Below are 21,947 nucleotides of genomic sequence, written 5' to 3'. Positions count from 1 at the left end.
ACGACGGGTTTCCATTTTTTTACCGTTAATCCACCGGTCTTACAGATCAACCGTGCGTCGATAAATCCGTTCAGCCGGGTCAACACAGAAAAACAGGTTACGACAATCAGGGGCCAGGGTTTCTGCCCGGCCGAGAACCAGATACCCACCGGGCGACAGAGCCCCTGCCAGCAACTTAAGCACCTGCTGTTGTTTATCTCTGGAGAAATAAATCAACAGGTTACGACACAAGATCACATCCGCACGGTAGATTATCTCCTCAGAAATAATGTCATGGCGAAAAAATTGCACGAGTTGACGGATCTCTTCGTTAATCTGATAGAGCTGAGCCTGTGCGCTAAAGTATTTTTCAAGCATTGCCGGCGGCACCTCTTTGAGACGATCTACCGGATAACAACCGTTTTTTGCCCTTTTTAAGGCGTCCGGACTTAAATCCGTGCCGACAATCGCAAACTGGTCGCCTTTTTGCACCATATCTTTTAGTAACAACGCGACGGAGTAGGGTTCTTCACCCAGGGCACAACCAACACTCCAGATTCGCAGTTTGCTGTTCTGACGCCGCGACATGCGCAACACTTCCGGCAAAATTCGTGATTTGAGCGCCAAAAAGGTGCTGGGATTGCGAAAGAAATGCGACACATGGATACCCATAGCGGCAATCAGCTGTTTTTGTTCCTCTGCTCGGTCTGCCAGTTCAGCACTGTAGTGAAGCGGATCAGTACAGCCACAGGAACGCAGATAGGCCGCCAACCGACGCTTCATATTAACCGACTTATAACTTGCCAGATCAAAATTCTGCTGCTGCTTGAGAATAGTAGCAATCACAGCATATGCTTCGTCAGGGAAATCCTCACCAACCAGGGGACTGCGTTGCCTGGTGGCGGAAAGATTTGTTCCCTGGTTGGCAGCATCAGTCTGATTAGACACTGTGGGGTCAGCTTGCAGCAAAATGGTCAAACCCCCGTTGTCGACAGTGATAGATATCGCCATTATCCTGCCTGATGTTGATTCCGGTGCCGGCCCTGATATGACCAACCTTAACCACTCCGGGGGCAGGTAAAGCCATCTGCTCGAGATCGTGCCGCGCCGAGCTGAACAGCAGTTCGTAATCTTCACCACCAGCCAGGGCCAGATCGATCAAGCTGGGATTCTGGCCTAATGCGCTGCGAAAAGCCTCAGACAAGGGCAGAGCCGAGAGTATCAGCTCAGCACCAACGCCGGAAGCAACCAGCAGATGATTCAAATCTGCCAGCAGACCATCTGAGACATCAAGCATCGCTGTTGCCAATTCCTGTTCACCTACCAGACGCCCCAGGTCAATCCGGGCGCTGGGGGTGTGAAAACGCTGCGCCAGAGGCACAGGAGGCATCTGGCCGGCGCGCAACAGGTGCAGCGCCAGAGCGCTGTCACCAAGGGTTCCGGAAACGTAGAGAGCATCACCACACCCTGATCCCTGGCGCATCACCGCTTTACCTGTCGGCACCAGACCCTGGACGGTAACCGAAATCATCAGAGGACCCGGCGACCCGCAGGTGTCGCCGCCGGCCAGAACGACATCATGTTGCCTTGCTTCATAAAGAAAGCCCCGAATAAAATCCTTAAGCTCCGTTTCTTCGAGCTGTTGTGAACGTCCAAGTCCCAGGTACAAAGACCTTGGTTTGCCCCCCATGGCGGCGATATCACTTAAGTTCACCGCTACCGATTTACGCCCCAGGTCAAACATACTGGTCCAGGCACGGTTAAAATGGATATCTTCAATCAACAGGTCGTTACTCGTCAGCAACTGCTGGTCAGACGGCAACTGATCGATAGCACAATCATCTCCGATGCCGGACGGCATCCGGCTACAACTTTCGACCTGTTCCTTGATCCAGCCGATCAGTTCGAATTCACCACGTCCTTTGTTGTTTACTTCACCCATATGGCGACATCCAGCTTTCTAAGCTTTTAATTATTATTTTTCTTTTATAATAAGTCAAGTTATCCCTTTGCCAAACAACAACGGCCAGCTGACGCTGGCCGTTGTTGTTCATGATTTAATGAAAGGAGATGAGCGATTAAACCTGAGGACCGGCCTTGGTGAAATCGAAATCATGATTATCTTCATCGATATATTTTTTAAAGTTCTGAATGAACATTCCCGCCAGTTTATTGGCCGTGCGATCAAAGGCCTCCTGATCTGCCCAGGAGTTGCGGGGATTAAGCAACTTGCTATCTACACCCGGCAGTTCTTTGGGGATGTTCAATTTAAAAAAGCGGGTCTGATCAAATTCAGCATTGAGAATACTGCCGTCGAGGATAGCATTGATACAGGCTCTGGTTGCCTTGATGCTCATACGCTCACCAACACCATAGCCGCCACCGACCCAGCCGGTATTGACCAGGTAGGCATTGACATTGTGCTTCTCCATCTTCTCGCCCAGCAACTTGGCATAAGCGGTAGGATGCAGGGGGAGGAAGGCTTCACCAAAACAGGCAGAAAAAGCTGCGGTTGGCTCGGTAACGCCGCGTTCAGTACCGGCTACCTTGGCGGTATAGCCGGAGAGGAAGTAATACATGGCCTGCTCTTTGCTGAGTTTCGATACTGGTGGCAAGACGCCAAAGGCGTCGCAGGTCAAAAAGATGATGTTTTTCGGGTGGCCGGCGCGCAAACTTGGCTCAAAGTTGTCGATATGGTGAATAGGGTAGGAGACACGGGTGTTCTCGGTTTTATCCTTGCTGGAGTAGTCGATAATTCCATCTTCGTCATAAACCACGTTTTCCAGCAGAGCATCACGGCGGATGGCATTGAAAATTTCCGGTTCACTTGCCGGAGAGAGATCAATACATTTGGCGTAACATCCCCCTTCGAAGTTGAAGATCCCGTCGTCGTCCCAACCATGCTCGTCATCACCAATGAGCTTGCGTGATGCATCGGTCGACAAGGTGGTCTTGCCGGTGCCTGACAGACCGAAAAAGAGACAGACGTCCCCCTCTTTACCAACGTTGGCGCTGCAGTGCATGGATAGAATCTTGTTGAGGGGCAACCAGTAGTTCATCATGGTGAAGATCCCCTTTTTCATCTCCCCACCGTACCAGGTGCCACCGATAATGGCGACCCGTTTCTCAATATTGAAAATGACAAAAACATCGGAATTCAGTCCCATCTCTTCCCAACGCTTGTTGCTGTAACCGGCAGCATTGTAAACGGTAAAATCGGGCGCAAAATTTTCCAGGCCGGCACTATCGGGACGAATAAACATGTTTTTGACAAAGTGGGACTGCCAGGCAATTTCAGTCACAAAGCGTACCTGGCGACGGGTCGAAGGGTTGGCTCCGGAGTAGCCATCGGTTACATAAATATCTTTACCGGACAGATAGTTAATGACCTTGTTATAGAGTTCATCAAAAAAATCGACCGAGATCCGCTGGTTTATTGTGCCCCAGGCAATGTTCTGCTTGGAAGGGTCCTGTTTGACAAAATATTTGTCCTTGGGTGAACGGCCGGTAAATTTGCCGGTATCAACCATCATGGTGCCGTTGGCGGCAAGCTTGCCCTCCTGGTTTTTTACTTCGTGCTCAAACAACTCATCATAGCTCAAGTTATAAAATACCTTACCCACGCTCTTAAGTCCCAGTTCCGCAGCAGTCAACTCACTCATTTCATTCTCTCCCTGTTTTCAGGTTTTGATATGCCCGATCAGATCAGACAAATCCAGGCTCGGCTGATTAAAATAACGTTGTTATACGCATTATTACCGGGTTAATATAGCCCAAAGGCCTATTGATCGCAACAACTGCGCGACACAATAGTCGAATTCTGCTGCTTTTTTTCTTTTGCCTGCGACCACCGACAGATAAGTCTCTTGACCGCCATATCACAGGGCCATCAGCCCCGGTCTCAGCAGCCGATAACAGAAAATACCCGACCTGCTGTTGACCGATTTTAAGAGCGGGATACGCCACGACCGTTGATACAAGACAGCCCCCTATGGCATGACCATAGAGGGCTGTCTTGCTGCTTAAAATTTGTAATTATTCAACTGCCGTCCTTCGCGCAGGGCCTTTGGATGCTGTGGCAAGGGTTTTTGGACGGCGACAAAGAGCAGTCATGGATGACCTGACGGGAAACTAGCGCGTCCCGTGACATAGATTCCCGACCCGGCAGTGAACAGTTAGTAAATTCTTAATGTTTATCCTGGTTGAGGTTTACTGTATCTCCATGATGGTTGTTCATCATACTTTCAAGCAGGACTTTACTGCCGATTGACGCTGTTTTCTTTACCAGATTTTCAGCTGTCTCCGGATCCTTGCGGCGAAACGCATCCAGCAGTTTCTCGTGTTCGTCAACAGAGATCGCCATTCGGCCGTTGACCGATAACGAAGCCATGCGCAGACGGTTGAATTTCATCCCCAGTTGATGAATTAACCCGTACAGTTTGCTGTTATCAGCGGCTTTGAGGAAAATTTCGTGAAACTCATTGTGCACACGATAAAAGGACCGGACGTCACCTTCTTCAGCCAGGCTCCGCAACTTGCGATTCACTGTTTCAAGGCGTTCAAGTTCTTTTTCCGTCAGGTTGCGGGCAGCGAGTGAAGCCGCATACCCTTCAAGGATACTTTTGATCGCATAAAATTCCTGAACATCACGCTCCGACAAAGCTGCAACAACAGCTCCCTTACGCGGAATAACCGTCAGATAACCTTCGGATTCCAACTGCCTGAAGGCCTCACGGATGGGGGTCCGACTGATACCAAAGCGCTCTGCCAGTTCGGGTTCGGCAACTTTCTCACCCGGCTTAAGGTTTCCTTTAAGGATGGCCTCACGAATAGTTTCGAGAATTTTTTCCCGCAAGGTCTGATGCCGTTCCATATGCTTATTCTTCATAAAGATCTCCACTTTGAGTATGTAAATTGTATACAGTATACATACAGTGTCAATCTTTTTTTACACTGCAGCCACCCCTATCGATGGATCTTATAGGTTTTTTTAAAAGGTAACTGACTGAACATAAAGTTAATTCAGAATGGCCCGGCGCTTTTCACGGTTAGCTTGTGGTACTATTCTAAAAATACCCTCTGTCCTGGAATGACCCTATGTCTGAACTTTTCATCCATGTTCCCGCAGCGCTTTTTCCCGACCGGGTTGACTTTCTTCTTACGCGAAGGTTGCAACCGGAGGTGGCCTGTCAGGATGCCAATATCGCGACGCTTGACATGAATCAACTGGCCGATAGTGCTTCAGCACTGGCAGCGGCGGGACTGAAGACGGTATTGCATGCCCCCTTTGTCGACTTTCTTCCTGGTGCTTCAGATTTTCGCGGACGCCAAATGACCATCAGCCTGCTCGAACAGACGCTGATCTTGGCCGAACGGATCAAGGCTGGTAAAATTGTTTTTCATCCCGGACTGATCGCCAATGCCTCCGGGCACGAGACGGACGATTGGCTTGCACGCTCTTATGTGTTGTGGTCCAACTACATGTCCTGGGCCAAAATCAACAATTGTATTTTTTGTATCGAAAATATCTACGAGACCTCTCCAACGCCTTTATTAGATCTGATTACAGCGATTAACTCTCCCTACTTTGGCCATGTTTTTGATATCGGACACTGGAATATTTTCAGTGGCGAACCGTTGACAACCTGGTTGGGCGCTATTGGACCTTATATCCACCATCTCCATCTACACGATAACCGCGGTCATATGGACGAACACCTTGCCATCGGTCTGGGGACAGTACCTTTCGATCAACTCTTTACCTGGCTTGATGACAGCGACACGGCCCCATCCATTACCCTGGAAAACCACAATCGCCTTGCCCTTGATCAATCCCTCGGAATGCTCGCTCGCACCCTGACCAATGACAAATACCAATAAAAAAGGGCACCCTCATAGAGGTGCCCTTTTTTATTAAAAATGATATTACTTGATATCAGCGCATCTTACCGGCGACCTGAATACGGATCAGAGCTCGCTGAAGTGCCCGTTCCATAATAGCATAGGACTTATCTTCCTGTGACATGGTCTTCAGTGCCTGTTCTGCCCGACCCATCGCCGCTTTGGCCCGGGCAAGATCAATCTCATCAGATTTCTCTGCGGTATCAACCAATACCGTTACCGCATCCTCATCGATTTCCACGTAGCCCCAATTAACGGCAACATGAAAATGTTGACCACCTTTTTTATAGCTCATCTCACCGACACGCAAGGTTGTCAGCAAGGGGGTGTGACCAGGCAGAATTCCGAGTTCGCCAACCAGTCCCGGCAAGGTCAGTTCATCAACTTCCTCAGAAAGAACCTGCTTGTATGGTGTCACCATGTCAAGCTTGAGTTTTTCAGCCATCACGCTAATCCTTTATCTGACAATTCAGTGTACCCTCAGGCTGCCATCTTGCGTGCTTTTTCAATGACTTCTTCAATTGTTCCGACCATGTAGAAAGCTTGTTCGGGCAGGCCGTCGTGTTTGCCATCAACAATCTCACGGAAACCCCTGATCGTATCTTTGAGCTCCACGTACTTTCCTGGTGAACCGGTGAAAACTTCGGCGACATGGAAAGGCTGTGACAAAAAGCGCTGAATCTTCCGTGCCCGTGCGACAACCTGCTTGTCCTCTTCAGACAGCTCGTCCATACCAAGGATGGCAATGATGTCCTGCAGGTCTTTGTAGCGCTGGAGGACGTACTGCACGTCGCGAGCAACCTTGTAATGCTCTTCACCGATAACCTGCGGATCAAGAATCCGGCTGGTCGAATCAAGGGGGTCAACCGCTGGATAGATCCCCAGCTCGGCAATCTGGCGGGAAAGCACCGTCGTTGCATCCAGGTGAGCAAAGGCGGTAGCCGGTGCCGGGTCAGTCAGGTCATCAGCGGGAACATAGATAGCCTGAACCGAGGTAATTGATCCCTTATCCGTCGTCGTAATACGCTCCTGCAGCTCACCCATCTCGGTTGACAGGGTCGGCTGGTAACCAACCGCTGAAGGAATCCGCCCGAGCAGAGCCGAAACCTCGGAACCTGCCTGGGTAAAACGGAAAATGTTGTCAACAAACAGCAGCACATCCTGACCTTCTTCATCGCGGAAGTATTCGGCAACGGTCAGGGCTGACAGGGCGACCCGGGCACGTGCTCCAGGGGGTTCATTCATCTGGCCATAGATCAATGATGCCTTGCTCAAAACCCCTGAGTCTTTCATCTCTTCCCACAGATCGTTACCTTCGCGGGTACGCTCACCAACCCCGGCAAAAACGGAAAAACCGCCGTGCTGCTGGGCAACGTTGTTGATCAGTTCCATAATTAGGACGGTCTTGCCAACCCCGGCCCCACCGAACAACCCGATTTTTCCACCGCGGGAATAAGGAGCAAGAAGATCAACCACCTTGATCCCGGTTTCGAAGGCCTCAACCTTGGTCGACTGGCTGACAAAGTCCGGCGCGGGGCGGTGAATCGGCCATGACAGTTCAGCGTCAACCGGACCCATCTCATCAATCGGTTGGCCGATGACATTGAGGATACGTCCCAAGGTTTTTGGACCAACCGGCATCAGAATCTGGTCACCGGTATCAAGAACCTCTTGACCACGAACCAGACCGTCAGTTGCATCCATAGCAATGGCACGCACGGTATTTTCACCAAGGTGCTGCGCCACCTCACAAACCAGGTTCCACTCTTCATCGCCGAGGGCAGGGTTGGTGATTTTTACCGCATGGTAAATCTCCGGCAGCTTACCGGGCTCAAACTCAACATCGACAACAGGGCCGATAACCTGTGTGATCTTTCCTTTATTCATAACGCAACCTTTCCTCCTAATCCCGCGGGAATGTACCTGTTTCTATTTAAAATCTCAAAATTATTTGATTGATTCTGCACCAGAGATGATTTCCATCAATTCTTTAGTTATTGCAGCCTGGCGGGCGCGATTGTACTGTAGAGTCAATTTGCCGATCATTTCAGAAGCATTACGGCTGGCGCTATCCATCGCCGACATCCTGGCTCCCTGTTCTGATGCGTTGGACTCAAGCAGGGCACGAAACAGCTGGACTTCTACCATTTTGGGTAAAATATCCGCCAACACCTCGCCTCGACTTGGCTCGTAAAGATAGTCAACTGAGTCTGCTTCGTGTTTTTCCTCTTCTTGTGCCTGGATCGGCAATAACTGCTCTACCGTGACATTCTGGACAACTGCACTCTGAAAGGCATTGTAGATCAGATAGACCGCATCGTAGGTCTCGTCTTCGTACTTTAAGACAATATCTTCGCCAATTAATTGCGCAGTTTTAAAGGTAACATTTCCGGTAATATCTTCATAAACCTTGGTAATTTTGTCGCCGACGCGATTTCGCAAGAAATCCCGACCTTTTCGACCGATTATCATCAAATCGATATGAGCATAACCTTCGCTGTTATTGCGGATAAAGCGCTCCGCCTCTTTGGAAGGATTAGCGTTAAACCCGCCACACAGACCTCGGTCAGCGGTCAGCAGCAAAACCAGCGCCCGATCTTTACCGCGCGGACTTAAGAAGGGATGGCCATCGGCTTCTTCGCGTTGCGCCAGGTGCGATACCACTTTGTGCAACTTTTGGGCGTATGGGCGGGCAGCAACTGCAGCTTCCTGGGCCCGCCGCAACTTGGCCGCAGCGACCATTTTCATCGCCTTGGTGATCTGCTGGGTGTTTTTTACCGAGCCGATCCGTTTTTTTATGTCTTTCAGACTTGGCATCTGTTCAACCTTTTCTCAAGATCAGGCAACAAACTGACTTTTGAATTCCTCGAGGGCCTGTTTGAGCTTTTTCTCCATCTCCTCGTCAATCGCTTCTTTCTCTTCGAGCTCTTTGAGAACATCGGCTTTCTGAGCTTCCATGAACGTCAAAAGTTCGCCTTCATAACGACTGATTGACCCTACCGGGTATTTATCGACAAAGCCATTGTTCGCCGCAAAGATGGAAACAACCTGCTTGGATACCGGCATCGGCACGTATTGACCCTGCTTCAGGATCTCAACCAGCCGTGATCCACGATTCAGCTGAGCCTGGGTTGCCGCATCAAGGTCAGAACCAAACTGGGCAAATGCCGCCATTTCACGGTACTGAGCAAGAGCCAGACGCAAGGTACCGGCAACCTGCTTCATTGCTTTAACCTGGGCAGAGCCTCCGACCCGGGAAACCGACAAACCGACGTTGATCGCCGGTCTGACCCCGGAATAGAAAAGGTCGGTTTCAAGGAAGATCTGGCCATCGGTGATCGAAATAACATTGGTCGGAATATACGCCGACACATCACCGGCCTGGGTTTCAATAATCGGCAGCGCTGTCAATGAGCCGGCACCAAGAGCATCACTCAACTTAGCTGCCCGTTCAAGGAGGCGACTATGGAGATAGAAAACATCGCCGGGGAAAGCTTCACGTCCCGGTGGGCGGCGTAGCAACAAGGAGAGCTGACGATAAGCAACGGCCTGCTTTGACAGGTCATCATAGATAATCAGCGCGTGGCGGCCACTATCACGGAAAAACTCACCCATAGTTACACCGGTGTAGGGTGAAATAAACTGCAGTGGCGCAGGGTCGGATGCCGTTGCAGCGACAACAATGGTGTAATCCATGGCGCCGTACTGTCTGAGCTTATCAACCACCTGGGCTACCGTCGAACGCTTCTGACCGATAGCGACATAGATACAGATAACCCCATTACCCTTCTGGTTGATAATGGTATCGATAGCTACGGCTGTTTTTCCGGTCTGGCGGTCACCGATAATCAGTTCGCGCTGGCCACGACCAATCGGCACCATCGCATCAATCGCCTTCAGGCCGGTCTGCATCGGCTCATGAACGGACTTACGTGCGACAATTCCGGGGGCTTTGATTTCTACCTGGCTATAGGTATCGGTTGCGATATCGCCCTTGCCATCAATGGGAATACCGATACCATTGACAACCCGACCGACCAGGGCTTCACCAACCGGCACCTGGACAATCTTCTCGGTTCTTTTAACCAGATCGCCCTCTTTAATGTGCTCGGAATCACCCAGAATAGCGGCACCGACATTATCTTCCTCAAGGTTGAGAACCATACCCATGGTGCCACCCGGAAACTCGAGGAGTTCACCGGACATGGCTTTATCGAGTCCGTGAATACGGGCGATACCATCACCAACGGAAATAATGGTACCGGTCTCACTAACTTCAACCTCACGACCAAAGTTTTCAATCTGTTTTTTGATGATCGCACTGATTTCTTCTGCTCTAATTTCCATAATCGTGTCCCGTTACCCCTTTGTTAAGGTATCAGCCATGCGTTTCAGCTGGGTTCTTACGCTTCCGTCAAACAGCTTCCCGCCCATTTCCGCCTGCAGTCCCCCAATTAACGCAGCTTCTTTTTCCACATTCAGCACGACCGTTTTACCGGTCTGCTGTTCTAAGCCTTTGCGAATTGTATCAACCCGTTCCTTTGTCAATTTGTTCGCAGAACGGATATTTGCCCGGATCACTCCCGAGAGTTCATCAGCAAATTGCCGGTAGTTCAGATCAATCTGTTTGACGTAGGAAATCCGTCCTTTTTCCAGCAACAGGCCAAAGAAACTGCGCATGGAATCGCTGAGCTTGAGCACCTCGGCAATATCATGGAGAATGGCAGTTTTTTTCTGCAGGGAAAAGGTCGGGCTGTCAAGCAGCAGCCTTAAAAGATCTTCTCTCTCAAGTAGTTCTGCTATGGTTGAAAGTTCCGTACCGAACTTATCAACCTGCTTGTTTTCTTCTGCAAGCCTCAGCAGCGCTCTGGCATACCGGATAGAAATCGCACTGTTACTCAATGTAGCTCTCCTACCTTCTGCATGTATTCGTCGATCAGACGGCTGTCATCATCTTTGGTAAAGTTCTTCTTGAGCAGATCCTCAGCAACACCCACAGCCAGCTGCACCGCCTCCTGCTGCAGGCTTAAGCGTGCTTTTGCCACTTCAAGGGCTGCCGCTTTCTCAGCATCCTGCTCGATTTTTACGGCCTGCTCCCTGGCGTTTTCGATAATTTTCTGTTTTTCCATTTCTGCCTCTTTACGGATCGACGCAGAAATAGCAGCTATCTCCTGGGTGGCCTGATTGAGCTTTTTATCGTACTCAGCAAATTTTGCTTCGGCCTCTTCCTTGACCTTCTTTGCTTCGGCCAGGGCTTTTTCAATATCATCACGGCGTCCGCTTAAGGCATTACCAATCGGCTTTTTAAGAAAATATACAAGGATGGCAACGACAATGGAAAAATTAAGCAAGCGATAGAGAAAATCTTTTAACAGGACGCCGCTGTCGACATGGGCATCACCGGCAGCCATGGCGGTACCACAGGACAATACAACCAGCACAAGTGCCCCTGCCAGGGTTTTGTTTTTCGCATTCATCTTCAAACCTTCCTGCCTTATGTCAATGATCTGCCAAGGATTTTAGTTGCAATCTGCTGGGCAAGCGCGGTTGATTCCTTTTTTAGCGTCTGACTTGCCCGGGCTGATTCCTGACCTACTTGCTCTTTAATTTGATCCATTCTGGCGCCCGCATTTGACTGTGCAGCAGCGATCATTTTTGACTCTTCTTCACTAGCCAGCTTCCTGATTTGTCCACGCTCATCATTAGCCTGTTTTTTGGCTTCGGCGAGTTGCTGCTGATAGCGACTCATTTTATCATCAATATCAGCCTGCAGATCGCGGGCACGGGCATGTGATCCGTCGATTGTTTCGCGCCTTTTATCCATCACTGCGCGTAAAGGTTGAAACAATATTCTATTCAACAGATAGAGCAGAACCATAAAATTTATAAACTGAAGTATGAGTGTCCAGTCAAGGCTAATCACCTAGCTCACCTCTTTTGTTACGATAATTGCCAAGCCAACTATTTATGTATACAGTATACAGTTTGGCTGGTTGGCGAATATGGATATGCTATGAAAGAACGGCATTGCTATCATATCTTTGCAACTCTTGTCAACACTCTGTTTGACTCTTTAGTGGTGACACCTTGAAGCGCTTACTGCGACAACGTCTTTTCGTCCTTTTTTTGGTCATTTTCTATTTTTTTACTGGGCTGCTGTTGGGGCTCGGCGGACATCTTGATTTCGCCATTGAACATAACTTTTTCATCAATTTTCAGGCAGGGGGTTTCAATCGTACCCTCAACCTGTGCCGGGGCCCGTAATTCTACCTGGGTTGTCGCTTTAATCCCACCAACAAAACGGCCACTAAGAATCAACGCACCCACACTGATCTGTCCTTCGATGCTGGCTGTCTCTCCGACAATCAGGGTGTCACTGGAACAGATTTCTCCGGTAAAATTTCCGTCCAGACGTACCAGCTCGTCGAAGTTCAGCTTCCCCTCGAAATGACTTCCCTGACCCAGAAATGCCTTAATATCGGCCTTTTCTATATCTATCGGTTTTTTTATCTGTTTATTTTCTTCTTTTTTTCCACCAAACATGATCATCCCTTTTCATTTTGACGTTGCTGTCTCTAGTTTCTTCCCGACTCTACCAATAACCAGGTGAAGGTATTTTAGTATCTGTTCAGCACCGGATCGGGAATCCAGTGCCAAGGGACGCTTATCGTTATCCCTGAGCGCTTGTTGTTGCCGTTCATGGTGACAGACGCCCTCCACAGGATCCCCGACCCTGCGCCAGGCCAGTGCTGAATCATTACCTATTTATTCTGTCAATATCACCTTCGTGAGCCATCGCTAGCCACTCGGCGTTCGTCCAAAGAGTTGCTCCACCAGTCTTAAAAGATCAGAATCATCGTGATAGTGCAGCTCTATTTTTCCTCCGTGATTTTTTTTAACCAGTTTTACCTGGGTACCCAGATGCGTTTCCAGATCATGTATCAAATCCATCGTCTCAGGATTTAATCTTGGCGTCTTTTTTTCCTTGATCACGCCATCAAAATTTTTAATTTTTTTAACCAGCTTTTCCGTTTCCCGCACCGACAGACTTTTTCTGAGGACCTCGTTACTCGCCTCCATTACATCGTCCTCACGTTCAAGCGCCAATAACGCTCGTGCGTGTCCCATACTCAGTTGACCTGCTGTCACCATTTCTTTGATTTTGTCTGGTAGACGCAGCAATCTCAGGGCATTTGCCACGGTACTGCGATCCTTGCCGACGCGTTGGGCGACTTCTTCCTGGGACAAATCAAAGGTGTCAACAAGATAGCGATAAGCTCCGGCCTCTTCCAGGGGATTAAGATCCTCTCGCTGAATATTTTCAATCAGCGCTATCTCCAGGGCATGACTCTCGCTGACATCCTGAATGACAACCGGGACTCTGTCCAATCCGGCCTTTTGTGCTGCTCGCCAGCGCCTTTCCCCGGCAATGATCTGATAATGATCTCCCTGTTGGCGTACGACAAGGGGTTGAATGACCCCTTTTTCTTTGATTGATGCAATCAATTCCGCCATTTTTTGGTCGTCAAAATTTTTCCGTGGCTGTTGTGAATGAGGCTTTAACTCTTCGACAGGGCAGGAAAAATACTTTTTTCCACCTTCTTGAGCTGCCGAACTTATCAGGGCACCAATCCCCTTACCAAGAGCCGGCCTTTTAGACATGATTTCCTCCTGCTACCAACTCACCTGCCAGATCGATATAAGCCTGGGCTCCACGGGATGCAATATCATAGAGCAGAGCCGGTTTACCGTAACTGGGTGCCTCCGATAAGCGGACATTACGTGGCACCACAACGGAAAAAACCTTGTCACCAAAATGTTGCCGAATTTCCTGGCTGACCTGATGGCAGAGATTGTTTCTCCCATCAAACATCGTCAGGAGAATACCTTCCAACACAAGGTTTTTGTTCAATTCCTGCTGAACCAATCTGATGGTCCTGGTTAACTGGCCAAGACCCTCCATAGCATAAAACTCACACTGCAGGGGCACCAGCACTGAATCAGCAGCAGCTAATGAATTAATTGTCAACAGACCTAAGGATGGGGGGCAATCAATGATGATATATTCATAATGTGAACGAATTTCTTCCAGCGCCGCCTTTAATTGCTGTTCACGGTTTTCCGTATCTATCAGCTCTATCTCAGCTCCGGTCAGGTCGGTATTGGATGGGAGCACATCTAAAAATTCCAATTCCGTGCGGCAGATCACATCCGCAGCAGTACTTTCACCCAACAACACACTGTAAACAGTCAAGATCACACTTGTTTTATCGATTCCCAGACCGCTGCAGGCGTTTGCCTGCGGGTCCATATCGATCAGCAGCGTGCGCTTTTCGGCTGCGGCCAGGGAGGCTGATAGATTCACTGCAGTGGTGGTCTTACCCACCCCCCCTTTTTGATTTGCAATAGCTATAATCCGTGCCACCCTCGATCTCCTTGGTTCATATCACCAGCCTCTGGCAATCTACCACATACGCTTGTTCTTTATTAGCCCAAAGATCACAATATTGTCCATCATGTAGCCAATTGGTACCTATTCAGATCTAACCTCGTCCCGGTGCTTAGCAGATCCAACAGAGGTACCTCAAACCCTGACTTTTTTCGAATTAATCGCTGAAAACTGCTTAATCATCTTTTCGTCTAACACTGATCAGGCATCTTGTTGCGCCGGTAAACGGCAATTGATATGTCACCACTGTTTCCGGGATTTCGTAAAAACGGTGCCACCGATCCTCAATTGAGGCCAACTCCCCTTCACCTTCAGGACCCTTCATGGCGATCACTATCCCAGCAGGTCCAATTAGCGGCAGAGCCATTTTCAATAAATCATTTGTGTGTGCAAGAGCCCGTGCCAGAACGACATCAAAACCATTCCACTCCAGACCTGCGCTATCCAGCTCCTCAATCCGCGCACAGCGAATTTGCAGATTTTTCAAGCCTAGTAGTCTCTTTATGTGTTGTTGGAAATTTATTTTTTTTCCAACACTATCAACGGAAAAAAAGGATTGGTTTGGTAGCGCAAGCGCAAGCGGGATGGCCGGGATGCCGCCTCCGGACCCCATATCCAGAATTCTTGAGGGTTTATCAAGCAGTCCAGTGACCACCAGGGAGTCGAGAATGTGCTTTTCTATCACACCGTCCAGCTCTCTGATGGATGTCAGGTTAATTCTGGCATTCCAACGCAACAGTTCTTCTGCAAACAGCAGTAAACATTCAACAAGCTCTTCGCTCAAACTGTCTATACCAAGGAGCTCAGCGCCCTGCTTCATTTGTTTTTTCACGCGTTTTTTTTCTCAAATAGACATTTAACACTGCTACCGCTGCCGGCGTAACCCCCTGAATCCGCCCCGCTTGTCCCAAACTGGAAGGGCGATATTTAATCAGCTTCTCTCTGACTTCAGCTGAAATGCTTGTAACCTCTGCATAGTCAAGATCATCTGGAATTTTGACCTTCTCAAGTTCGACAAAGCGCTCAACCTGTTCAATCTGACGGGCGATGTAGCCTTCGTACTTGATCGCTATCTCAACCTGTTCCAGCACCTTTTCCGGAAAACCTGTTAATTCAGGAACCTCAGCTTCAACCTGGCGTACCGTCACCTCAGGCCTCTTGATAACCTGCTCAAGGGTTACGCCGCTCTTCAACTCGCCAAGGCCGAACCTGGAGCACAAGCGCGCATTTTTGTTCGTGACTGTTATGTCGCGACACACAGAAAATGCCCTTTCCATCAACTCAAGCTTTTCCTGATACCGCTGCCAGCGACTGTCACTCACCAGCCCGACGTGTCGTCCCAGCTGAGTAAGGCGCAAATCAGCATTATCTTCGCGCAACAACAGGCGATATTCCGCCCGTGAAGTAAACATCCGGTAAGGCTCGGTTGTTTCCTGGGTTACCAGATCATCAACCATAACCCCCAGATAGCCCTGATCCCTTCTGATGATTAATGGTTCGCTCTGTTGACACTGCAGTGCTGCATTGATACCTGCCAGCAGCCCTTGCCCTGCTGCTTCTTCGTATCCCGAAGTGCCATTTATTTGTCCGGCATGATACAACCCAGCGACCTCACGTGTTTCCATCGTTGACTGAATCTGCAGCGGCTCTACAAAATCATATTCAATCGCATAGCCCGGTCGCATAATTTCTACCCGCTCAAACCCAACCATTGAGCGAAAATATTGAAGCTGAACATCCGCCGGCAATGAGGTAGAAAGACCACTCGGATACATCTCTGCGCCCCTGACCCCCTCTGGTTCAATAAATGACTGATGACTCATTTTATCAGGGAAGCGGACAACTTTATCCTCTATCGATGGACAGTACCTGGGACCCACACCCTCAATTACCCCGGCATACAGAGGTGACTTATCAAGATTGTTACGGATTATCTCGTGGGTCTTCTGATTGGTGTGAGCTATATAACAGTCAACCTGATTTCTTTCTATTTTGTCGTTCATAAAAGAAAATGGACGAATCTCGTTGTCGCCGGACTGCCTTTCGAGTTTACCGAAATCTATAGAGCGTGCTGACAAACGCGCAGGCGTCCCTGTCTTGAGCCTGCCAACCACAAAACCTAAAGACCTTAAACAGTCAGAAAGTTTATCTGCTGCCGGTTCGCCGGCCCTCCCTCCAGGATAGTTATTCATTCCCACATGAATAAGTCCACGCATGAATGTGCCAGCAGTTATTACCACAGTTTGCCCTGAAAACTCTATTCCCTCCCGGGTTCGAACCCCAACCACCCGGTAATTTTTTACCACTACCTCGTCAACGACACCCTGCTTTAAATCAAGAAGATCAACGGATTCAAGAACCAGCTTCATCCTTGCGCTATAGGCCATCCGATCTGCCTGTGCCCTGCCTGCGCGAACAGCTGGACCCTTGCGCATATTCAGTCGCCGGAACTGGATTCCAGTATCATCAATATTTAATCCCATCTCCCCACCCAGCGCATCTATTTCATGCACCAGATGACCCTTAGCCAATCCACCAATCGAAGGATTACACGACATCTGGGCAACAGTATCCAGACCCATGGTCAGCAACAGGGTTAAACAACCCATTCTCGCCGCCGCCAGAGCAGCTTCACAACCTGCATGTCCGGCGCCCACCACTATGACCTCATATTTCTTTCCGTATCCCGTCATCTGCTATCCACTCAAAAATGTTTCACGTGAAACAACGCTACTTACCAATACAAAAAGAAGAAAAAACATCGTTCAGCAGATCATCGGTAGTAATAACACCGGTAATCTGACCGAGGGAATCCAGGGCAGCTCGAAGATCAATGGACAGAAGATCAAGATCGACCAAGCCAACATTTTTAATAAAAGAGTTGAGGTGTTGGGAAGCAGTTAATAATGTTTCGTAGTGACGCCTTTCAGTAATGTAGGGAGATTCCGACGACGACAGATGGTCTTGTAGCAAAAGAGAGGAGATCATATCCACAAGATCCTGAAGGCCTTCCCCATATTTTGCAGATAAACGAACTATCGGGCCGGAGAAAAAATGAACGTCATCCTGAACCAAGCAAAGATCTGATTTATTTATCACCAAAACAACCTGCAGACCTGAAAATTCAGCCAAGAGGTCAATAAATAGATCAGACACAGGAACAGATCCATCCATAATCAACAGGATAATATCTGCAGTGGTAAGAATATTACGTGCACGACGCACCCCCTCCTGTTCGATAAAATCGTCAGAATGGCGCAAACCAGCAGTGTCGACAAGGCGCACCTTGATACCTGAAATTTGTGTTGATTGTTCTATCAGGTCTCGTGTTGTTCCAGGAATATCAGAAACGATCGAACGATCCTGTTTGAGCAATGCGTTCATTAAAGAGCTTTTGCCGGCGTTTGGCAGGCCCGCCAGGGCCACAATAGCCCCCTCATGCACATGTTGTCCTGTACGATAGGAAGCCATCAAATTGACCATAGCATCATAAATACCTATAGCAGATAATGATATTTTACCAATACTCTCCTCAGGCAAATCTTCTTCGGGAAAATCTATCCAGGCTTCAATCTGTACTAAAAGTTGCTTGATGGTATGCGCGTATCGATACAATTCACGGCTCAAATGACCCTCTAGTTGTTGCAGCGCAGATTTGCGCGAGAGTTCTGAGGTAGACTGAATGAGGCGAGAGACGGCTTCGGCCTGAACCAGATCAATTCGTCCATTAAGATAGGCGCGGTAAGTAAATTCACCCGGTTGCGCAATGCGTATACCCAGTAAACCAGCAAGATCAATAATTCGTCGAACAACTTGACGACTACCATGGCAATGAACCTCTGCTACAGATTCAGTCGTATAGCTGTGGGGAGAGGCCATATAGACAGCCATAACCTCATCCACAACAGACTGATCGTGGTCTACAATGTGGCCAAGGTACAACTGATGCGACTTCATTTCTTTCGATCTAACAGCAGGACGAAAAAATTTATTTAAAAAAAGCAAAGCACTCTTGCCGGATATTCGGATAACCGCAAGGCCCGATTCGTTGACAGCTGTAGCAGGGGCAATAATCGTATCATCATCATTAATCATGATAAGAATATCACGCTTTTTGAGCCTGACGGCGAATCAACAACTGCTGAAGAATTGTTAGAAGGTTATTGACCAACCAATAAATGACCAATCCTGCTGGAAAGTTTAAAAAGAGAAAAGTAAAAATTATCGGCATCATCAACATAACTTTTTCTTGGGTAGGATCCAGATTGGTGGGAGTTAACTTTTGCTGTAAAAACATCGAGGCCCCCATGACAATAGGAGTAATATAGTACGGATCTTTGGCGGAAAGGTCCGTTATCCACAAAATAAAGGGGGCGTGTCGCAACTCAATGGAGTCCAGGAGCACTTTATAGAGAGAAAAGAAAACAGGTATCTGAATCAGAATGGGTAAACATCCCCCCAAAGGATTGACCTTGTTGTCACGATAAAATGACATCATTTCCTGATTTAATCTCTGTTTGTCATCAGCATACTTTTCCTTCAGCCTTTTCATCTCGGGTTGCAATTTTTGCATACCCTGCATTGATTTATAACTCTTCTGGGTCAAAGGCCAAAAAATAAGTTTAATACACACGGTCAATAAAATAATTGAAAACCCATAGTTATTTATGAAGCTATTAAAAAAGCGTAAAACATCAAAAAGGGGTTTAGCCAAAAAATGAAAAAAACCAAAATGAATGGCTTCTTCAAACAAAGAATCACTTGCAGAAAGTGATTCCAGCTCTTTTGGGCCAAAATAAGAAGTAACTTGAAAAGATTCAGATTGTCCGGGCAAAAGAATAAAAGAATTTGAAGAAAATCTATTTTGAATAAGGTCTGAATGATAACGAATCAATACCTGATTCAAACTATCACCAGTATTTATTGCTTGAAGGAAGTACTTATCAGTAAATCCTGACCAAACAAAATTATCGTAAATAATAGAATTTTTTATAACATTTTTTGGCTTATCTTCGTGTAATTTGTTGCCATCAAAAGTAAGAGGACCTACAAAAGAGTAGAGATCACTTTTGGTGTCAGTCGACCAAGGATTAATAAGAGAGAGATTATATACACCTGAAAAATGTCGATCATTTTTATTTTCAATAATAACCTCAACGTCAATATGATAAGAATCACGGAATACAGTGTAGTTTTTGTACAACAAAAAACCATTATATTCAGCGACAAAAGAAACAGTAAGTGAATTACCTGAATCAAAAACAGGAACTAAATCATTTTGAATTTTAAAAACAATATCCTCGGGTATATTTAAACCTTCAGAAAAAAAAGATTTCATTGAATAAAATTTAAAATCATCATTTTTTAAAAGATAAAAATTAGAAGAATTACTTTTGTTATCTTCTTTAAAATCAAACAAGTTGATACTTTTTATCGTGGCGCCCCTGGTAGAGAAAACAACATCAAACTTGTCATTTTTAATTTCAATAAATTTTTCTTCATAGTTCAAATTTTCACCATATCCCAGATCAGAAATAATTATTTGATCTGGTTGATGATCAACTGAAGAATCAGTTTGAACAATTTGTTCATGCTGATCTTGTGGGGGGATAACTGGTGAAGAAGGTGCCAAAAAAATACTATAACCAGACCATAGCAGTATGATTAGAACGATAGCGATAATAGTTCTATTGTCCATTATTTATTTTCCTGATTTTCGGTAGGAGGGACCGGATCAAATCCACCTGGATGGAAAGGATGACACTTAATGATCCTGAATAAAGAATAAAAAGAACCCTTTAAAAAACCATGGTTGATCAAGGATTCGCGAGCATAAGAAGAACAAGAAGGGTAAAAGCGGCAACAATTTACTTTAAGAGGTGAAATGAAATATTTATATAAATCTATAAGATAGACAAAAGGGTAAATTAAGTAATTACTTATTCGAGAAAAGTTCATCTAATTCATTTTTTATTAAAATTGAATTTTTTTTACTAAAAGTTTTTCGTACGATGATGACAAAATCGAGTTTCGAGAAATTATGTTTATTCAAACGAAAAAATTCTCTTAAAAAACGCTTTATATAATTACGCTTTACAGCATTGCCGTTTTTTTTACTAACCGTTATACCAAAGCGAGAAAAATCGTTCGTATCAGTCCCAGTCAATAAAACAAAATGGGGTGATTTTCGAGTACACCCCATTTTTTTTATATACCTGAATTCTCGTGATTTGAGTATGCGATTTTCTTTTTTAAAAAAAAAATTCACTTACTTTTTGGGAATACCGGCCGCTAAGGTTTTACGGCCTTGAGCACGCCTTCTGTTAATCGTGGCCCGACCACTTTTTGTTTGCATCCGCTTACGAAATCCGTGGGTACGCTTTCTTTTAATACGACTGGGTTGAAATGTTCTCTTTGACATATATAATCTCCTAAAACTGACAAAAGACTAATTTTAGACGTATTTTTAGAAAAGTCAATAATTTTTATAAAAGAAATTACTGGAAGGCGGCAAAAAATACAGATATAATAAAAAGTCGGGTTAAGTTTTTTTTAATTAAAAGAGTGATTATTATGGAAAACTTCTGGCAGGAAATTATACACAGTTTAAAAAATGAAATAGGAGATCAAAACATCAAAACCTGGATTGAACCTCTTATTTTTTTAAATAATACAGAAAATACCATATATTTAGAAGCGCCTAATAGATTTGTACGTGACTGGTTTAATGATAATTACAAAAAAAATATGTCAGAAAAATTGAAAGAAAAAACAGGAAAAAAAATAAATATTGAAATAGAGATTAATAGAAAACGAAATAACGAAGAAAAAATAATAAACGAAGAAAAAATAATAAAAAAAGAATTAAAAGAAAATAAAGATATTAAAATAATAAACCATTCAAATATCAATCATCTATATACATTCGATACTTTTGTATCAGGCCCCTCAAACCAATTTGCTCATGCGGCAGCTATGGCAGTAGCAAAAAATCCAGCAACAACCTATAACCCTCTTTTTATTTACGGAGGAGTAGGTTTAGGAAAAACCCACATTATACATTCAATAGGAAATGAAATAATTAAAAATAATAATAATCTAACGATTACCTATTATTCATCAGAAAAATTTACAAATGAACTGATAAATTCACTAAGACATGGAAAGATGGAAGAATTTAGAAACAAATTTAGATCTATAGATGTCTTATTAATTGATGATATTCAATTTATAGCAGGAAAAAAAAGTACACAGGAAGAATTTTTTCATACATTTAATGCTTTATATGAATCTCACAAACAAATAGTTGTAACATCAGATAAATTTCCAAAAGAAATTCCTGATTTAGAAGAAAGACTCAGATCAAGATTTGAATGGGGATTAATTGCAGATATACAAGAACCCGATACAGAAACCAAACAAGCTATTTTAAAAATGAAATCGGAGATAAATAATATCAATGTACCGGAAGAAGTGATATCTTTTTTAGCTAATTCTCATACTAGTAATGTAAGAGAATTAGAAGGATATTTGATAAGGGTCGGAGCTTATTCCAGTCTTACATCTACTCCGATCAACCTGGAAATGGCAAAAGATGTATTAAAAAATATCATTGTAG

General features: G+C 46.0%; 23 protein-coding genes. 2 read left to right on the top strand and 21 right to left on the bottom strand.

The features are described 5' to 3' along the window. Positions 1-39: 39 nt before the first annotated feature. From ICT70_RS04350 to ICT70_RS04335, 4 genes are all read right to left on the bottom strand, one after another. Positions 40-927, bottom strand: coding sequence for a CheR family methyltransferase (locus ICT70_RS04350; RefSeq protein ID WP_191154177.1), 888 nt, complete (start codon positions 925-927; stop codon positions 40-42). Between the two features lie 7 nt (positions 928-934). After that, positions 935-1,921, bottom strand: a complete 987-nt coding sequence (gene thiL / locus ICT70_RS04345) for a thiamine-phosphate kinase (RefSeq protein WP_191154176.1) — start codon at positions 1,919-1,921, stop codon at positions 935-937. 136 nt (positions 1,922-2,057) lie between these two features. Further along, positions 2,058-3,641 (bottom strand): phosphoenolpyruvate carboxykinase (ATP), encoded by a 1,584-nt coding sequence (pckA, locus tag ICT70_RS04340; protein ID WP_191154175.1) that lies wholly within the window; start codon positions 3,639-3,641, stop codon positions 2,058-2,060. Positions 3,642-4,165: 524 nt separating this feature from the next. Further along, the gene (locus ICT70_RS04335; RefSeq protein WP_191154174.1) at positions 4,166-4,867 is read right to left on the bottom strand and encodes a GntR family transcriptional regulator; all 702 of its coding nucleotides are present in this window, start codon (positions 4,865-4,867) and stop codon (positions 4,166-4,168) included. 209 nt (positions 4,868-5,076) lie between these two features. Between ICT70_RS04335 and ICT70_RS04330 the strand changes: the two genes are divergently transcribed. Beyond that, entirely contained in the window at positions 5,077-5,859 is a 783-nt protein-coding gene (locus ICT70_RS04330; protein WP_191154173.1) for a sugar phosphate isomerase/epimerase family protein, read from the top strand. Positions 5,860-5,914: 55 nt separating this feature from the next. Here ICT70_RS04330 and ICT70_RS04325 read toward each other — a convergent pair whose 3' ends face one another. The 17 genes from ICT70_RS04325 to rpmH form a co-directional block, all read right to left on the bottom strand. Then, the gene (locus tag ICT70_RS04325) at positions 5,915-6,325 is read right to left on the bottom strand and encodes a F0F1 ATP synthase subunit epsilon (RefSeq protein WP_191154172.1); all 411 of its coding nucleotides are present in this window, start codon (positions 6,323-6,325) and stop codon (positions 5,915-5,917) included. Between the two features lie 35 nt (positions 6,326-6,360). After that, a complete protein-coding gene (gene atpD / locus ICT70_RS04320; protein WP_191154171.1) occupies positions 6,361-7,767 on the bottom strand; it encodes a F0F1 ATP synthase subunit beta in 1,407 nt (468 codons plus the stop codon). 60 nt (positions 7,768-7,827) lie between these two features. Then, a complete protein-coding gene (locus ICT70_RS04315) occupies positions 7,828-8,697 on the bottom strand; it encodes a F0F1 ATP synthase subunit gamma (protein ID WP_191154170.1) in 870 nt (289 codons plus the stop codon). 21 nt (positions 8,698-8,718) lie between these two features. Further along, on the bottom strand, positions 8,719-10,227 hold the full coding sequence (gene atpA / locus ICT70_RS04310) for a F0F1 ATP synthase subunit alpha (protein WP_191154169.1): 1,509 nt from the start codon (positions 10,225-10,227) through the stop codon (positions 8,719-8,721). 12 nt (positions 10,228-10,239) lie between these two features. Continuing rightward, on the bottom strand, positions 10,240-10,782 hold the full coding sequence (gene atpH, locus ICT70_RS04305) for an ATP synthase F1 subunit delta (protein ID WP_191154168.1): 543 nt from the start codon (positions 10,780-10,782) through the stop codon (positions 10,240-10,242). Continuing rightward, complete coding sequence (gene atpF, locus ICT70_RS04300) at positions 10,779-11,357, bottom strand: F0F1 ATP synthase subunit B (protein ID WP_191154167.1); 579 nt, start codon at positions 11,355-11,357, stop codon at positions 10,779-10,781. The genes atpH and atpF overlap by 4 nt, the downstream gene beginning before the upstream one ends. Positions 11,358-11,374: 17 nt before the next feature. Next, the gene (locus ICT70_RS04295; protein WP_191154166.1) at positions 11,375-11,803 is read right to left on the bottom strand and encodes a F0F1 ATP synthase subunit B family protein; all 429 of its coding nucleotides are present in this window, start codon (positions 11,801-11,803) and stop codon (positions 11,375-11,377) included. A 173-nt stretch (positions 11,804-11,976) separates the two neighbouring features. Next, on the bottom strand, positions 11,977-12,423 hold the full coding sequence (locus ICT70_RS04290; protein ID WP_191154165.1) for a bactofilin family protein: 447 nt from the start codon (positions 12,421-12,423) through the stop codon (positions 11,977-11,979). Between the two features lie 255 nt (positions 12,424-12,678). Then, positions 12,679-13,542, bottom strand: coding sequence for a ParB/RepB/Spo0J family partition protein (locus tag ICT70_RS04285; protein ID WP_191154164.1), 864 nt, complete (start codon positions 13,540-13,542; stop codon positions 12,679-12,681). Further along, entirely contained in the window at positions 13,535-14,305 is a 771-nt protein-coding gene (locus ICT70_RS04280; protein WP_191154163.1) for an AAA family ATPase, read from the bottom strand. Before ICT70_RS04280 ends, ICT70_RS04285 begins: the two co-directional genes overlap by 8 nt. Positions 14,306-14,504: 199 nt before the next feature. After that, positions 14,505-15,161 (bottom strand): 16S rRNA (guanine(527)-N(7))-methyltransferase RsmG, encoded by a 657-nt coding sequence (gene rsmG / locus ICT70_RS04275; RefSeq protein WP_191154162.1) that lies wholly within the window; start codon positions 15,159-15,161, stop codon positions 14,505-14,507. Further along, positions 15,133-17,022 (bottom strand): tRNA uridine-5-carboxymethylaminomethyl(34) synthesis enzyme MnmG, encoded by a 1,890-nt coding sequence (gene mnmG / locus ICT70_RS04270; protein ID WP_191154161.1) that lies wholly within the window; start codon positions 17,020-17,022, stop codon positions 15,133-15,135. The genes rsmG and mnmG overlap by 29 nt, the downstream gene beginning before the upstream one ends. A 37-nt stretch (positions 17,023-17,059) precedes the next feature. Then, positions 17,060-18,424 (bottom strand): tRNA uridine-5-carboxymethylaminomethyl(34) synthesis GTPase MnmE, encoded by a 1,365-nt coding sequence (gene mnmE, locus ICT70_RS04265; RefSeq protein ID WP_191154160.1) that lies wholly within the window; start codon positions 18,422-18,424, stop codon positions 17,060-17,062. Between the two features lie 10 nt (positions 18,425-18,434). Continuing rightward, positions 18,435-20,027, bottom strand: a complete 1,593-nt coding sequence (yidC, locus tag ICT70_RS04260; protein ID WP_191154159.1) for a membrane protein insertase YidC — start codon at positions 20,025-20,027, stop codon at positions 18,435-18,437. Then, positions 20,027-20,287: a membrane protein insertion efficiency factor YidD gene (yidD, locus tag ICT70_RS04255; protein WP_191154158.1), complete on the bottom strand. Its 261-nt coding sequence runs from the start codon at positions 20,285-20,287 to the stop codon at positions 20,027-20,029. The genes yidC and yidD overlap by 1 nt, the downstream gene beginning before the upstream one ends. Continuing rightward, positions 20,265-20,597 (bottom strand): ribonuclease P protein component, encoded by a 333-nt coding sequence (gene rnpA / locus ICT70_RS04250; protein WP_191154157.1) that lies wholly within the window; start codon positions 20,595-20,597, stop codon positions 20,265-20,267. The genes yidD and rnpA overlap by 23 nt, the downstream gene beginning before the upstream one ends. Continuing rightward, positions 20,598-20,750, bottom strand: a complete 153-nt coding sequence (gene rpmH, locus ICT70_RS04245) for a 50S ribosomal protein L34 (protein WP_191154156.1) — start codon at positions 20,748-20,750, stop codon at positions 20,598-20,600. 152 nt (positions 20,751-20,902) lie between these two features. On the opposite strand from rpmH, the gene dnaA reads away from it, so the two are divergent. Next, the coding region (gene dnaA, locus ICT70_RS04240) for a chromosomal replication initiator protein DnaA (RefSeq protein ID WP_191154155.1) at positions 20,903-21,947 on the top strand (1,045 nt) is incomplete at its 3' end.

Origin of the sequence: Pelovirga terrestris, from assembly GCF_014773365.1 — a bacterium.
Lineage (GTDB): Bacteria > Desulfobacterota > Desulfuromonadia > Desulfuromonadales > Geopsychrobacteraceae > Pelovirga > Pelovirga terrestris.
This window is presented reverse-complemented; position numbering and strand designations above follow the sequence as displayed.

Excerpts from the sequence above, each read along its gene's own strand:
- thiL (WP_191154176.1), bottom strand. The coding sequence starts at position 1,921 with ATGGGTGAAGTAAACAACAAAGGACGTGGTGAATTCGAACTGATCGGC.
- pckA (WP_191154175.1), bottom strand. The coding sequence starts at position 3,641 with ATGAGTGAGTTGACTGCTGCGGAACTGGGACTTAAGAGCGTGGGTAAG.
- ICT70_RS04335 (WP_191154174.1), bottom strand. The coding sequence starts at position 4,867 with ATGAAGAATAAGCATATGGAACGGCATCAGACCTTGCGGGAAAAAATT.
- ICT70_RS04330 (WP_191154173.1), top strand. The coding sequence starts at position 5,077 with ATGTCTGAACTTTTCATCCATGTTCCCGCAGCGCTTTTTCCCGACCGG.
- ICT70_RS04325 (WP_191154172.1), bottom strand. The coding sequence starts at position 6,325 with ATGGCTGAAAAACTCAAGCTTGACATGGTGACACCATACAAGCAGGTT.
- atpD (WP_191154171.1), bottom strand. The coding sequence starts at position 7,767 with ATGAATAAAGGAAAGATCACACAGGTTATCGGCCCTGTTGTCGATGTT.
- ICT70_RS04315 (WP_191154170.1), bottom strand. The coding sequence starts at position 8,697 with ATGCCAAGTCTGAAAGACATAAAAAAACGGATCGGCTCGGTAAAAAAC.
- atpA (WP_191154169.1), bottom strand. The coding sequence starts at position 10,227 with ATGGAAATTAGAGCAGAAGAAATCAGTGCGATCATCAAAAAACAGATT.
- atpF (WP_191154167.1), bottom strand. The coding sequence starts at position 11,357 with ATGAATGCGAAAAACAAAACCCTGGCAGGGGCACTTGTGCTGGTTGTA.
- ICT70_RS04290 (WP_191154165.1), bottom strand. The coding sequence starts at position 12,423 with ATGTTTGGTGGAAAAAAAGAAGAAAATAAACAGATAAAAAAACCGATA.
- ICT70_RS04285 (WP_191154164.1), bottom strand. The coding sequence starts at position 13,542 with ATGTCTAAAAGGCCGGCTCTTGGTAAGGGGATTGGTGCCCTGATAAGT.
- mnmG (WP_191154161.1), bottom strand. The coding sequence starts at position 17,022 with ATGACGGGATACGGAAAGAAATATGAGGTCATAGTGGTGGGCGCCGGA.
- mnmE (WP_191154160.1), bottom strand. The coding sequence starts at position 18,424 with ATGATTAATGATGATGATACGATTATTGCCCCTGCTACAGCTGTCAAC.
- yidC (WP_191154159.1), bottom strand. The coding sequence starts at position 20,027 with ATGGACAATAGAACTATTATCGCTATCGTTCTAATCATACTGCTATGG.
- yidD (WP_191154158.1), bottom strand. The coding sequence starts at position 20,287 with ATGAACTTTTCTCGAATAAGTAATTACTTAATTTACCCTTTTGTCTAT.
- rpmH (WP_191154156.1), bottom strand. The coding sequence starts at position 20,750 with ATGTCAAAGAGAACATTTCAACCCAGTCGTATTAAAAGAAAGCGTACC.